Annotated in this window: 8 protein-coding genes; 1 reads left to right on the top strand and 7 read right to left on the bottom strand. The window is 40.0% G+C overall.

Annotation, left to right across the window (positions count from 1 at the left end; genetic code table 11):
* Positions 1-122 precede the first annotated feature (122 nt).
* Genes ACFSVM_RS22180 through ACFSVM_RS22200 form a run of 5 tightly spaced genes read right to left on the bottom strand, consistent with a single transcriptional unit; the run spans position 123 to position 9,004 of the window.
* Positions 123-2,201 carry a YfhO family protein gene (locus tag ACFSVM_RS22180; protein ID WP_379264616.1) on the bottom strand — a complete coding sequence of 693 codons (2,079 nt, stop codon included), beginning with the start codon at positions 2,199-2,201 and terminating at the stop codon, positions 123-125.
* Between the two features lie 58 nt (positions 2,202-2,259).
* The gene (locus ACFSVM_RS22185) at positions 2,260-3,618 is read right to left on the bottom strand and encodes a mannose-1-phosphate guanylyltransferase/mannose-6-phosphate isomerase (RefSeq protein WP_379264618.1); all 1,359 of its coding nucleotides are present in this window, start codon (positions 3,616-3,618) and stop codon (positions 2,260-2,262) included.
* A 12-nt stretch (positions 3,619-3,630) separates the two neighbouring features.
* Positions 3,631-6,912 (bottom strand): glycosyltransferase, encoded by a 3,282-nt coding sequence (locus tag ACFSVM_RS22190; RefSeq protein ID WP_379264620.1) that lies wholly within the window; start codon positions 6,910-6,912, stop codon positions 3,631-3,633.
* Positions 6,913-6,932: 20 nt separating this feature from the next.
* Positions 6,933-8,207, bottom strand: a complete 1,275-nt coding sequence (locus tag ACFSVM_RS22195; protein ID WP_379264622.1) for an ABC transporter ATP-binding protein — start codon at positions 8,205-8,207, stop codon at positions 6,933-6,935.
* A 14-nt stretch (positions 8,208-8,221) separates the two neighbouring features.
* Positions 8,222-9,004: an ABC transporter permease gene (locus ACFSVM_RS22200; protein WP_379264624.1), complete on the bottom strand. Its 783-nt coding sequence runs from the start codon at positions 9,002-9,004 to the stop codon at positions 8,222-8,224.
* Positions 9,005-9,155: 151 nt separating this feature from the next.
* Here ACFSVM_RS22200 and ACFSVM_RS22205 point away from each other — a divergent pair, with 151 nt between their 5' ends.
* On the top strand, positions 9,156-11,624 hold the full coding sequence (locus ACFSVM_RS22205; RefSeq protein ID WP_379264626.1) for an O-antigen ligase family protein: 2,469 nt from the start codon (positions 9,156-9,158) through the stop codon (positions 11,622-11,624).
* Positions 11,625-11,694: 70 nt separating this feature from the next.
* Here the strand turns inward: ACFSVM_RS22205 and galU are convergent, their stop codons facing one another.
* Entirely contained in the window at positions 11,695-12,576 is an 882-nt protein-coding gene (gene galU, locus ACFSVM_RS22210; RefSeq protein WP_076314559.1) for a UTP--glucose-1-phosphate uridylyltransferase GalU, read from the bottom strand.
* A gap of 234 nt (positions 12,577-12,810) precedes the next feature.
* Entirely contained in the window at positions 12,811-15,324 is a 2,514-nt protein-coding gene (locus ACFSVM_RS22215) for a U32 family peptidase (RefSeq protein ID WP_076314558.1), read from the bottom strand.
* Positions 15,325-15,365: the final 41 nt, after the last annotated feature.

Raw genomic sequence — 15,365 nt, forward strand, 5'->3', positions numbered from 1 at the left:
CAAAACAAAATAATAGAACCCAGCAAAATTAGTTTGTTTTAAGTTATGAATCTGGTAACTCTCATAAAATGACTTTCCCCTGTCCTCTATGCTCTAACCTGATTTTTCACATGCCATTTCCACTAAACACTCGCTTTATTCGATTTACTCAGATAGGAATAAAATTTTCTAAATGCGAGTATTAATCCAAATACAATAAGGATAATCCATGATAAAAAAGTAATCCACGCAGAAATTATAGTTAATGTTGGTTTGAACTCGAATGTAATGTGATTAACACCCTTTTCCGCTTTAATCCCCATTACTCCACCCTCAAACTCTTGTATCGGTGTTTTCAAATTATTTACTGATGCAACCCACCCATTGAAAATGGTCTGTTCTAAAATTACGTAGCTCGTTTCATCCAATGTCATTTGAACTTCAAATTTATTAGGAGTATAGCTAATATACTCAGGAATTAAGACATTATCTTTGTTCTCGATATTAAGTGGAGTATCTATATCCGATGAGATATTCTTCTCACTTACTGCAAATACAACAGGATCCCCCTTGTTAGGTAGTTCCCCTTGGTCATAAGCTTCTTTAAATTTTAATAATTCAAAACTGCCAACGTATCCTCCGGTTTGAAATTCTCTAGTTAAAATAGTATGTCCTATAACGTTGAGAGGGGTAGGATCTGTGAAGGAGTTACCAATCTCTCTCGGATAGTTGTTGTATTTTGATTCAATATAATGGTCATAAGATTCAGGCTTTTCTGAAGTGCCAATAGTAAACTCTTCATTTCTTAATACTCCTAATGCTCCAAAAATGATTATACAAACACAAATGAGAAGTAAATTCCTTTTACTGTCAACAGAAAGAAGGCGTTTAAATAAGAAAAGTATGACTATAGTCCCCAATAATTCCATAACAGTGAATCTTGGGATATTTACAGTGTTAATTTTAAATATATATATCATTACTAGAAAACTAATCAAAACTGTTAGCGCATAAAGAGCCAACTTAGTGTTCTCTTTCAGTCTTTTTGTTAGTTCTAAGTTATTATTATTGATAATCTTGTTAAAATTGTACATTGCATAGAAAGTTAAATAATAGAAATATAAATATCTAAAACCTGTAGGGAATTTAAAAGAATCAAGACTTGGCATAAACTCATAATAAAATCTATATATTGGTCCATAGTTACCCATAGTAGTGAAAATAGATAAAATTATTAAGAATATCATCATGTATTCAAACTTTTTTTTTGGAAATGTTACAAACACTAATAATATAACTGGTAAAGACATATAAATATTATTCATAGATAAATCTATGTCTAATCTTGATGCATGTAAGATTTGTACCAAAACAGGAGATAAAAAGCTAGTAAAATACCAATGATTTAGTGATGAAGCAGTCGATAGTTCCCAAGAAAGCTCTCCTCTTGTTATTTGGGATATTATCTCAAGAGTAGTTACTATACTTACAAATCCTGAAAAGAAAGCAACTATAAAAGCAACAAGAAAATGCTTAAAATGTTCAAGTGCAATTGTTGCTTTCTTTTTGCCACCAAAGGCTGTTTTAATATCAAATATGTATTCAATAAGGATAAAAAATACACTCATGAATAGAAATGGAGGATAATTATTTAATATTAACATTCCTATGGTAACTCCGAGTAAAATACTCCACCTGTATTTATTTTCAAGAGACCATTTTTTATACGAAAGATGTAATAATGGAAAAAGAACCATAGGTACTAGAAAAGTTAAATGTTGAGCATTACTAACAAATTGTCCACATGTTGCGTAAGCTACTCCCCCAACCATAGAAATCCAAGGGTTTCTGAAGGCTATAAATATTGATATATACATAAACAGAGCAGCAAACAGAATCAGTAGAATATATTGAATTTGCATTAAATACTGAGAGTAGCCTATAAAGCCTAACAATATGGTAAGTGGAGACCATATTGAAACTCCTATTAAATGTGACAAAGGCACTCCTCTATATGAAAAAGGTTCCCAGAGAGGGAGTTGACCATGTTGCAGAGCATCTGAGATTGCAACAGATAGTGGAAATGCTGCAGCATAAACGTCCCATTTCAGCCATAGCTTTCCGCTTAAAATTGAAACATAGGTTATCAACAATACTAGCACCATTAAAAATACACTATAAAAAATCGGGTGTTTTTTAATTGATAGCGATATTCTATTCAAACTCCACACCTCTTCAGAATTTTAAAATATCTTACGTTAGTTTTAATTTAGGAAATCTTTAATTGTCATTCCTCACCACATCATCTTCTTCCACATATTCGCCGACCTGAACTTCAATTAATATAAGGTCAATCTTCCCCGGGTTCATAACTGAATGCTCTTTCCCCATAGGAATTAATGCAGATTCATTTGTCCTTATTAGGGACTCCTTATCATTAATCCTAACAAGCGCCGTTCCGCTGACTACAATCCAATGCTCGTTTCGGTGATAGTGCTTTTGAACGCTGAGCTCCTGCCCAGGCTTCACTACAACTCTCTTTATCTTATATTGTGGTGCTGAGTCCAGAACTGTTTGATGCCCCCATGGCCGATAGCTTGTAACATGGTTATGCCGCAATTGAGAATTCTTATTTGTTAGTTCGCCAACAATCTCCTTCACCTTTTGTGACGAACCTTGCTTTGCAATAAGCAGCGCATCCGGAGTATCAACTACAATAAGATCATCTACATCTACCGTAGCTATCGTTCTGTCCTCCGAAAATATCAAATTGTGAGCTGAATCTATACCCAAATAATTATCAGAAATTGTATTAAAATTTTCATCTTTAGGCAGCTCTTCGTACAGTGATTCAAAGCTGCCTAAATCAGACCAACCAATATCCGATGGGACCATTTTTACACTTTGACTATTTTCCATAACTGCATAATCAATACTGTTTGAAGGGATAGACTCCATGTGCTCTTTTTGAACACGAACCGTATCATAATGTAACTGCGACTCCTCAAAAGCGATTAAAGAACGTTTATAAATTTCAGGAGCATGCTGTTCTAGTTCGTTCAAAAAGACCCCCGCCTTAAACATGAACATCCCGCTGTTCCAATAGAAGTTACCTCTGTCTATATATTTTTCTGCAGTCATTTTATCGGGCTTTTCCTTGAATGAAATAACTTCAACTCCATCAGACTCTATATATCCGTAGCCCGTTTCAGGATAATAAGGTGTAATACCAAACGTAACAAGATGGTTATTATTAGCCAACATCTCTGCCTTATTTATACAACGAGCATATTCCGTCTCGTTCTTAACAATGTGATCAGAAGGAGTAACCATCACCAGTTCGTCTTTATGTACAGATAAACAGGCGAGAGCAATCGCAGGAGCGGTATTTCTTCCAATCGGCTCAAGGATGAATCTATCAGCTTCAACTTTTATCTCTCGTAAATGATCCAATGCCAAAAAGTACTGTTCCTCGTTTGAAACAACCACTGTTTTACTGCAAAAAGGCTTGTTGCGCAATATGGTCATTTGAAATAAAGATTGATCAGAAAGTATTTTGATAAATTGCTTAGGATATAGTGTTCTTGACAGAGGCCATAACCTCGTTCCATTTCCACCACATAGCACTACGTTAATCATTGAATGTGTCTCCTAACTCTCCATGTCAAGCGCAAGAATATCTTGAGCAGCTTTAACGGTGAAGAATTTCTTGATATATTCTCCCGACGTCGCAGAGTATGCGTTCCACTTGGATTCATCGGTGTATAAATCGATAACCTCGTTAGCGAATTGTTCAGGGGCATCGGCGATTATCATTACTTTATCTGCTTCAAATATCCCCTCAGCTCCAATTGAAGTTGTCACAACAGGAACTTGATATTGTAATGCCTCTACTACCTTTCCTTTGACTCCTGCTCCGAAACGCAGAGGAACCACAACTACACTACAGCTTTCGTAATATCTCTCTAACTCTTCATCTGAAACATAGCCTGTGACTAATATACTGTCATTTTGTCTCTCCTTGATATCATCAGGAGGGTTCGATCCAACAACATGCAGTCTAATTTCCGGGATAGATCTCTTTACCTGAGGGAATACCTCATTTAGAAACCAAATAACTCCGTCATAATTGGGTTTATGATTAAACCCGCCAACAAAGAGCAAATCTTTTCTAACCCGATAATTTACAATTGCGTGTTGGTCCCCAAACACATGTTCATAAGGAAACAATGGAATGTTTCTAATCTTCTTATCTGGCAGCTGGTCTATGAGCACTTTTTGTTCATATGAACCAACAACATGGACCACATCGGCCAATCGGAATAATTTAAACTCAATTTCCTTCCACTCTTCAGAAGACTTTAACAAGCTGGGGTTTTGTGTAAGTTCATAGTTCCGTAACTCTCTGAGATAATGTAAATCATGTCCAAAATAAATAATTTTGGCATCGCTATACTTCTTGAACACGTCGATATATTTAATCGAAATATGAGGACGATTCAAATAGACATAATCAATATACTGTCCGTTCGTTTTAATCCATTGATTGATGTTCTTCGCGTAGTAGTTACCGTAAAGCACCTCTACTCCAAGCTGCTGCAAGTTGCTCGTGTAAGGCTCATGACGGTAAAAATTATCACCAATGAATATAACGTGAAATCCCATTGAGATCATAAGTTTGGTATAAAAATAAGTACATCTTCCTCCCGCATCTTTGTCAAAATGAGGGACATAATGATCGACAATAACAACGGTTTTCTTAGTTCGACTTCTATCCCTTGCCCAAAAGACATTCTCTGCATTGTCGAAATGTTCCGTGAGCAATGTCTCCTTCCATTTGTCCATGAACTTTTCTTTGTTTTCTAGTTGATACTTTTTAATACCGGTGTTAGTGTCTGTCCCATGTGAAATCCCTTCAAAATGGACGATTACAGATTTCGGTTGGAATAGCACCTTATATCCAAGCCTTCTCACTTCAAACGCAAGATCGGTGTCTTCAAAATAAGCGGGTACATATCTCTCATCAAAACCACCTAGCCTCTTCCATAAATCATGGCGAATCATGATGGCAGCTCCAGAAATATAATCAGCTTCCTTAACGTAGTTAAATTCTGCTTGCTCTGGATCACCAAGTCTTCCATAATTCCATCCGCTCGCATCATTCCAAATAATGCCTCCAGCTTCCTGCTGCCTCCCATCTGGATAAATCAGCTTAGAGCCAACCATTCCTACAGAATCATCAAATTCAATAAGGTCTACCAATGAATCAAGCCATCCAGGCTGAACATTAGTATCATTGTTGAGGAAAAAGATATATTTTCCTTTCGCGTATTTAGCTGCGTTATTACAATTCAATAAAAATCCCCTGTTGTGCCCATCTCGTACTATTTGAATATTAGATATATGAGCAGAAGCATTAACTGTCTCATCCGTTGACATATCATCTGCTAGAATGACTTCATAGGCTATGCCTTGTGTGTTGTCTTTGATTGATGCCAAGCAAGCATAAGTATAATTCCACTGATTATAGACTGGAATAACAATGCTAACTAAAGGCTCATTGTACTGATCAAATTCAATATGCTGAAAATCTTCATTCTGATAGAGCTGCAATTCAGGTCGATTAACTTCTTGAGTATGGCGTTCCATATAATTATCTATTCTGCTTTCTAACTGCTTCGCTTCTTCTGAGTTCAAATAATACTTAAGCTTCTTAATATTTGTCTTATTAAGTTTCCCAAGCATTTGCTTAGGATTTCTGACTGTCTTGGCAATTAATTTGGCCAACACTCTTCTTCTGCTGTCACGAGGAATCATTTTGTCTCGTATTTTGTAATAGCTATTTAGTAAGTTCCAACCAGAAGAATTATAGATATTATGGAGTCGGCGTTCTTGTTCTAATAGCAAATCTACATGGCCTTTCAAATTCGTAATTGTTACTTCCAGGCTTTTATTTTGACTTACTAATCTTTCATTGAGAGATTGTACATCATTACTTTGCAAGTAAATTTCATCAATCTGAGTCAGTAAACTCGAGCTCTTCTTTTTTTCTGCCGTAACTTCTTCTTTATATTTTTGAATTTCTAATAGTAATTCTTTTTTATCATTAAGCAGCTGCTCCATCTGAGAGTATTGATCTCGTAAAAATCCCAACTCCTGATCCAATAACCTGATGTGATCGTTTCTTTCTTCTACTTCATTTTGCAGGGAGTTTATTCTATCTACAATAGAAATATACTTCCCCTGATAGCCTTTGGCTGAGTAAAATTGTGAGTCGGCAATCTCTAGATTAGAACATACAGCGATCATATATTTTTCATATTGAATTTCCTGAGGATCGTTCAGGTTTCTATATGGATGGTGTCCTTCAACGGAATCAAGCACTGAAACAACCTCAAACCGTTGAGATAGAATGTGCGTATGTTTGAAGAAACGTCCTAATAATTCTGTAAACTCCTCCCTGTAAAGCTCTTTAATATGAAAGGGATTTTTGTATTGGCTATTATCGCTGTAGTGTAACTTATTGGGTGTCGATATGACCAGAACTCCATCATGTTTCAGAACTCTACTGATCTCTTCAAGAAATCGGAGCTGAATCGTTTCATCTACATGCTCTAAGGTTTCAAATGAAATTACCACATCAAATTGTTGATCATCAAAAGGGAGCTTTTCTATACTAGAAACCAAAAATTTGGTATTCATATTTCCGTACTTTTCCGTTGCCTCAGCTATGGTACTATTGTCTATGTCTACTCCGTGAACAGAAGAAGCAGTCTGAGATAAAATATAGGAACCGTACCCTTCACCACAGGCTGCATCAAGCACTCTTTTTCCACGTACTAGCTCAGAAACTGATTGATATCTCTGAATATGTTCAATCTGCAGTTCCTTATCCTCAATGTCCGGGATATATCTTTCTCCAGTAAATTTCATTATTGCTACCCTACCTTCTCTTACAGAACTGTAAATGACACATCATCTAATTGAATGATCCCACTCAATGTGTCTTTTCCTTGAGGCAGAACCTCTATTATAAAAGCATCGTGCACCCAGCTATGTTGCCGATGCTCTTCCTGTGTACCAGAAGCGATTGCTGGTGAAATCGTGTACTGCCCATGATTTAAGCTTGGAAAGTCAAATTCAAAACTAAAAATATAGTTTGTCCCCGCCTTGATTGGGTAAAGTCTTTCTCCAATGACAAAACTGTTCGTCTGGCCAATTATTGTCCCAAGTCGATCCTTGACAGAAAATCCGATAATAGGGTCTTCAATCTCACGGAACACGTCCAGCCTGATGAGGACCCTTATTCTCTCTCCCGGGTCTACAATGCTTACTTTCTGTCTTGATCGTATTTCTACTACGGAAATTCCCGTAATCAATGCAGAATCGTCCCCCATTACATCCAGTTCATCTGCCAAGGGATCTATATCGTTAATCAGCGAGTTTTTAAGGTCTATGGACCTCTCTTCCGATTGACTGTAATTGTATTTTTTATAATTTGCTCCGATCATAAACGCCTGATATTTCTTGGATATTTCTTTGGGTGTTCCTTCGTCTATAAGCTCTCCCTCGTTAATCCATATCACCCTGTCACAATACTTATTAATAACAGACATATCGTGGGATACCACTATGATTGTTTTTTCCTTTTTCAATTCATCTATTTTTCTATAGCACTTTTGTTGGAATCTTATATCCCCTACACTCAATGCTTCGTCAACAATTAATATGTCAGGATCCACATTTATAGCCACGGCAAATGCTAATCTTACAAACATACCGCTTGAATAAGTCTTAACAGGATGATTGATAAATTCACCTATATCAGCGAACTCAAGAATTTCATTAAGCCGAAGATCCATTTCACTTCGTGAGTAGCCCATGATTGTTCCGTTCAAATATATGTTCTCTAATCCTGTTAAATCCGGGTTAAAGCCTGCCCCCAGTTCAAGCAGTGCTGATATTTTACCTTTTATATTAATCGTGCCTGAGGTTGGGCTTAGAACTCCTGTTACTAATTTTAGTAGTGTGGATTTTCCAGATCCATTTTTTCCTATAATCCCTACACACTCACCACTTGAAATAGAAAATGAAACTTCATTTAAAGCCATAAAATCCAGATGACGTTTTTTTCTAAACAATGCTTCCTTAAGGCGATCGGTAGGCCTGCTATATAATTTGTACTGCTTGGATAATTTCTTAGCCTCTACTACCATTTCTGAACTCATTATATCTCTACTCCTTACAACACATCTGCAAAATGAGGTTTAAGCTTTTTGAAAAGTACATATCCAACAACAAAAGTAACTAATGTGAATATCCAAAAGTAACTAGTTAAGATACTATCTTCCCAGAACCATCGCTGATCAATAAATGTGTTTCTCATGCCGTTTGTGATATAAAACATCGGATTCAATTTAAATAGAAACTGCAGATTAATCGGAACCATGTCTAATGGATAAAAAATAGGGGTCAACCAAAAACCAAATTGCATAAACATAGCGACAATCTGTGCAATATCCTTCAGGAAAATAACCAAAGAGCTAGTTATCCATGTGATACCTAAAATCAGAACTATAGACGCAAACAAATAATATATTACTTGTAAATGGTAAATTGACAGTTCATACCCATAAATGAGAAACATCCCGAATAAAAATACTAGAAAAAACAAATGAACAAATAATGCTGATGAAATTTTAACTATTGGTAATATCTCAATTCTAAAAACAACTTTCTTTACTAGAAAAGCATTTTCAGTTATTGCACTGGTCGATGATTGGACAGCATCAGAGAAAAAATTCCACGGGATAATAGCACAACAAAGCCATAAAATGAACGGAACATTATCTACTGGAGTACTACGAAATCCTACTTGAAATACAAACCAAAAAAGCAATATGGATATTAAAGGCTGTACAAAAGCCCAAATTATCCCAAGGTATGACCCCAGATAACGTTTTTTAAAATCATTTTTCGTTAAGTCTTTAAATAGGCTGAATTTATGTTTCATATCTATTAACATTTCTCTTCCTCACTAAAGATGATATAAATTGATCGGCCCTTTCTAAAAAAAATAAGCCGGTTATATGAAAATTTCTACTGTACCAAGTGTTAACAAATTTAATCATGTGATAAAATAATTGTCGTATCTACTAGAAAAGGAGAATTCTACCTTGTCGAATCCAGTATACGGTAAATCCGCTAAGCCATCGAGCGGTATTGATCCGAAGAACCAAATCAGTGTCACACGATGGATTCTAGTCATTGGCTTCATCTTATTTTTGTTGTGGGCTCCGTTCCAGATTGCCCTTTTTAATGGACAAATGTTAAATTTCGAGCAGCCAATCTATTGGGCAGTACTCATCTCAACTCTCTTAATGTTCCTATGGATCGCCAGCTATTACAAAGAAATTAAGCTGGAGACACAACGAGATTGGCTGCTGGTCGCTGTCCTGTTGCTTCCATTAACTTATGTCATCTCTCTTATATCGGCAGCCTCCCACTATCTTGCAACGAACATGGTACTCATTCAATGCATTTATGCGGTTGTATTTGCCATTGGAGTGTATATTCTCCAAAGCAAACAAATCAATCATATCATACATTTGGCAATTTTGGGTATTTCATATGTTATTGTCGGATTTGGTCTATTGAACTGGCTGGGAGGGCCGAATCTGGCAGCGAATCTTGTCGGATGGTTTACGAGCGCTGTACAAGATGGTAAATACATCGATGCCGTGATGGTTGATTCTAACGGTCCGAGGCTTACCTCAGTATTCCAATATGCTAATACATATGCAGCATTTCTCATGGCTCTGCTCTTTGCATCCATCTTTAGCTTAGTTAGATCTAATAAATGGTACGGTCAGTTAACTCATGGATTTATGCTTGTTCCGATCATTGTCTCCATTATGCTGACTTTGTCGAGAACGGGTCTTGTTCTTCTCCCGGTTGTTTTTGTTGTGTTATTGCTGTTCCTCAAGCCTGCAAAACAAATTTTATGGATCATATACTGTCTCATAGCGGGCGCAGCGACGGTAATTGTACTTAATCCTATTACTTCAGCAGGTCTGGCATTGCATGAACAATATTCAGCATCTACAGCTTTAAACGGCTGGATTTACCTGATTGTTGCATCTATTGCTGTGGCAGTTCTTGCCTGGGTTATTCAGAGCTATGCTGCTTCCCGCCTGACAAACGGAGTACAGCGCTGGTCTGATCGCAAATTATCGAGCCTATGGATTCCCATCGGATCTTCCATTGTTGCCATTATTGCAGCTCTGCTGCTTCTGTTTACGAGTCTCAAAAACATTTTGCCCGACAGCATTCAAGTTCGTTTGGAGAACATCAACTTTAACCAGCACAGTGTGCTCGAGCGATTTACGTTCTATCGGGATGCACTGAAGCTGCTAGCCGACTATCCAATCATTGGAGCCGGCGGTGGAGCTTGGGCGGCTTTATATGAAACGTACCAGAATAACCCGTACACGAGTCGCCAAGCGCACAACTTTTTCATGCAATATCTCGTAGAGGTCGGTATTCTAGGATTCATTATTTTTATGGCCTTTATGATCTTTATTATCTGGAAATATATCAGAGGGTACATTCGTCAGTCGGAGCAAGACAGAGAGTCCCATTTCCTGTATTTCATCATTACATTCTCAATCCTGGTTCATAGTATTCTAGACTTTAATATGAGTTATGCATTTATAGGTATGCTCGTCTTTCTCGGGTTCGGCGGTATGGCCGCGGTTATGGATAATAAGCCCCTGAAGAAGCTCAGCTTCAAAGGAGCAGGTATTCGTTACCTATATGTCGGGGCTGTAGGTATTCTGTCTATCTTTGTACTATTTACTTCGGTTCGTTATCTGCAGTCCAGCTACGCTGCTGTCGATGCACAGCAAGTCGTTCAGAAAAGTCAGGATTTTAATGAAATCAAGACAGCGCTGGATAAGGACCTGTCCATCCGAGACACTCACCCGGATTCCTTGCTGCTGATGGCAGAGATCTACCAGCAGGTCTATACACAGACTCAGGATGAACAGTATTACAATGAGGCAATGGCATGGATTAACAACGGGCTTGAAGAGGAGCCTTATAATAAAAATATGCTAAAACGCAAGATTTCTCTTCTCCAGACAAAAGGGGAGAATGAGCAAGCATTTGCTATTCAGGAAGAAAAAGCCGCCAACTTTGCTTGGGATATTGATTGGTACGAGACGCTGATCAGCCAAGCCTTCGAATATGGTTACCAAGCTCTTGGCAATCAGGATACAGCGAAGAAGGACGAATACTTCGCAGCAGGATTACAAGCTTACCAGCATGTAGTAGAGGGTATCGAGCATCTGAAGACACTGCCTGAAGGACAGCTCCAAGGGCGTGCATTTGAAATCACACCCGCTATTGCTCTGAATGCAGGTAAGATACAATTTATGAAGAATCAATCCGCTGAAAGCGCAGCTACCTTAAAGCAAGGTTTGACAGAAGATATGAATGACCCTGCCAATCAAGAACTAGCCCGGTGGTATCTGGCATCATTACAAAAAGCAGGCCAAACCGACGAACAGGTCTACAATCAGTTAATTGGAATTCAGCCTGAAGCAGATGAGCAAATCGATCAGTTAGCCTCTTTAAATTTCTAGCAATACAAACAAAGCAGCGAGTTGAAGAGTTGTCTTCAGCTCGCTGCTTTTTTAGATCGATAATCCTTGCTTATTTCAAAGTCCGATAAGAGCTCAAGAGCTCCTCCAGATATTCACTTAATCCTTCACGAAGCTCTTCACGCTGCATCGCATAATGAAGAGTGGTCTGGATAAATCCTAACTTCTCTCCGACATCATGACGAGTTCCATCGAAATGGTATGCCAAAATGTCTCTGCTGGCACCAAGTGTAGCAATCGCATCCGTCAGCTGGATTTCACCATTCACACCCGTATGTTGATTCTCAAGGATATTGAATATATCTGGTGTTAATATATAACGCCCCATAATCGCCAGATTAGATGGGGTGCTTCCTACTGGTGGTTTCTCTACTAAATTATTGGCTGTATATACTCTATCTTCGATTTGATTTCCTTCTATAATTCCATATCTCGATACTTGTTCCCACGGAACGGGTTGAACTCCTACTACAGGCTGTTCATGCTGCTCATATATACCCATCATCTGCTGCAAACAAGGAGGATCAGATTCAACAATATCATCTCCAAGTAATACGGCAAACGGCTCATTTCCTATAAACTTACGAGCACACCAGATTGCGTGCCCGAGTCCCTTAGGTTCCTTTTGTCTAATATAATGGATATCTGCCATCTCAGAAGATTTACGAACTTCTTCAAGCAACCCCCATTTTTGTTTTGATGCCAGGTTATGCTCCAGTTCAAAATAGTTATCAAAATGATCCTCGATCGCTCTTTTTCCTTTACCTGTCACGATAATAATGTCTTCTATTCCGGAGGCTACCGCCTCTTCCATTATGTATTGGATCGTAGGCTTGTCTACGATCGGCAGCATTTCCTTGGGCATTGCTTTGGTCGCTGGCAAAAATCGTGTACCTAGTCCAGCCGCAGGAATTATCGCTTTTCGAATCTTCATTCAGAGATCTCCCTCGTTAAGATATGAATTCATTATAAAGGAATGAACTGGAAACTTCTCTAAGCAGAATCAATTTCATAACTCATTAAAACAACGACGAGTATGGAATTGCTTTGATACTTGGAAGCTTTTCATGGCTTTAATATCTCTACATGATGATGTTCATATAATAAATTTTTCACTAGCAAAAAGAGCCACCCTCTTCATTGTAAAGAGAGCGGCTCTAATTCATTTTTATTTCACCAATTGCCCGCGTGTTACGCCTAGCTGGTTGGTTGCCTTAAGTGTCTTCCATACCTGTGTACCGCTGATCTCACCGCGCAGTGCACGGTTGTACAGTCCAAGCACCTCACGTACCTGCTCCGGTGTCTCTTCCAAGAACTCTACGCGGTAGCGGGATACACCCAGATCCATGAAGTTCGTCAGGTACTCGGCACCGGATTGCTCGACGGCATTGTATACCGTGTTCCGGCAGCCTTCATCGACACGTACCGGATGGGACATGCCAATACGGTCCTGCAGGGATACGCTGTGATCTTCACAAGGACGTCCGCAGTTCGTGTAGTCCGTTCCCTCACTGAGGAACGTACAATACACACAGTGCTCTGTATGGAACATCGGCAGATGCTGATGAATAACGACTTCCATCTTGTCTGTACGGGAACGCTCCAGCAGATCGACCATTTGCTGAATGTTCAGGTCATAAGACGGAGTAACCGCATCACAGCCTGCTTCAAGGAACAGCTCAACCGCTTTATGATTAGCAATGTTCAGCGAGAAGTCACCGATCAGCTCCGGATGATTCGCCTCCGGGTTCTCCATGCGATGACGCAGGTAGAAATACAGTGCGCCCGTATTACGAACCAGCACCGCGTCCGGCTTCAGACGCAGGATGTTGTTATGGTAGCCGTTCTCACCAGGCATGTGGATGCGTGGTGTAACGAGTGCAATTTTCTTGCCTGCAGCATGCACCATCTCTACCGCAGCCGGGAACTGCTTGATGAACTCGAAGTCTGCATAGATAAAGTCTACTCCCGCTTCAAGACAAGCCTCTACTTGAGGCAGACTGCGGCATAATGCGGTAAGCTCCGCTGCACCGCGCTTCACCGCTGGAGCTGGCTTAACGGAATCACCGTAAACCTCCACTTCACGCTTCACATATACCGGCGGCTTCGGACGTTCTCCTGCCAGCATTTCCACTGCCTGACGGCGAATGTTGTTCAGCTCCCGCATTGGAATAATGATATCTCCATGCAGCTGTACATCCAGTTCCTCGAGCTGATACACTGTACCACCCAGTCGTCCAAACTGCTCTTCGAGCAGCTCATCATTCATCGGGCGTTTCTTCGCTAGTTCAAGCTCCATCTCTGAGTTCACCTGAACGGTAGTGCCTTTCTGCACATCGGTCCACCAGGTTTCGAGTGGCTGCCCTGGTCTTCCTACCGCCTTCACATGAACCGGGAACACACGATATGGCTTCTCTGTCTCATAGCTTTGACGCAGACGCTTATCCAGCGCTGGGTCGTTGGTCTTCCAGATTCGATCGCCTTCATGCAGACGGCGCAGATCCACATCACTGCGGCCAGGCACAATGTCGATGATCCAGCCTTCGCCTGCTTCGCCTTCAATCTTCACGCCTTTACGACGAATATCATAGACACGTCCGCCTTCTTCGCGTTTGGTCGGATCGCCGGCATCAAATACAATACCGTCTCCACGCTTCACTGGGGCTTCCAGTTTACATACGACGCCGTCACGAAGTATTTTTTCTACACGGCCCAAGTATACTCCGCGGCTCTTCGGAAACGTTCCGTCCACCAGCTTCTTGTTGTTGGTCCCTTCAAGGAAGCCATGCGTAAAGCCACGGGAGAAGCTCTGCTGCAGCTCACGAATCTCCTCAGAGCTAATTGGATCCTTAATCCCGTCAAAATAGGCATCAATGGCTTTGCGATATTTGCTTACTACATTCGCTACATATTCCGGTGTCTTCAGACGCCCTTCTATCTTGAAGGAAGTAACACCGGCCTCAATCAGCTCAGGCATAATGTCGATTGCAGCCAGGTCCTTCGGAGATAACAGATAAGCAACATCACCCATTGGCTTCTGCTCGCCATCCACCATCAGATCATAAGGAAGACGGCAGGCCTGTGCACACTCACCGCGGTTCGCAGAGCGTCCGCCCCACATCTCGGAAGTCAAACATTGACCTGAATAAGAAACGCAGAGTGCACCATGCACGAATACTTCCATCGGCAGTTTCGCTTGCTCCCCGATTTTTTGAATCTGCTTCAGATTATTCTCACGGCCTAGTACGACACGTTCAATATCAAAAGGCTTCGTAAACTCTACCGCCTCCGGCGAAGTAATCGTCATTTGAGTTGAACCGTGAATTGGGAAATCTGGCGAGATTTCGCGGATCAGCTTCACTAGACCCAGATCCTGCACAATTACTGCATCCACACCTGCATCTACACAAGCATCAACCAATTCTTTGGCGTCCGCCAGCTCATTTTCAAATACTAATATGTTAAACGTCAGAAAGCCCTTGACTCCATAGCTATGCAAAAAAGCCATAATCTCAGGCAGCTCTTCCATCCGGAAATTGTTCGCTCTTGCGCGAGCATTAAACTTCTCCACACCGAAAAAGATTGCATCTGCGCCATTCGCTACTGCTGAACGCATACAATCCCAATCGCCGGCAGGTGCTAACAGCTCGACATCTTCTCTTCTCAATGCTTTTGTATTCATATATCCTCCTAAACGGGCTCTTTTTACTTTGCCTATATCCT

Origin of the sequence: Paenibacillus shunpengii, from assembly GCF_042684905.1 — a bacterium.
Lineage (GTDB): Bacteria > Bacillota > Bacilli > Paenibacillales > Paenibacillaceae > Paenibacillus > Paenibacillus shunpengii.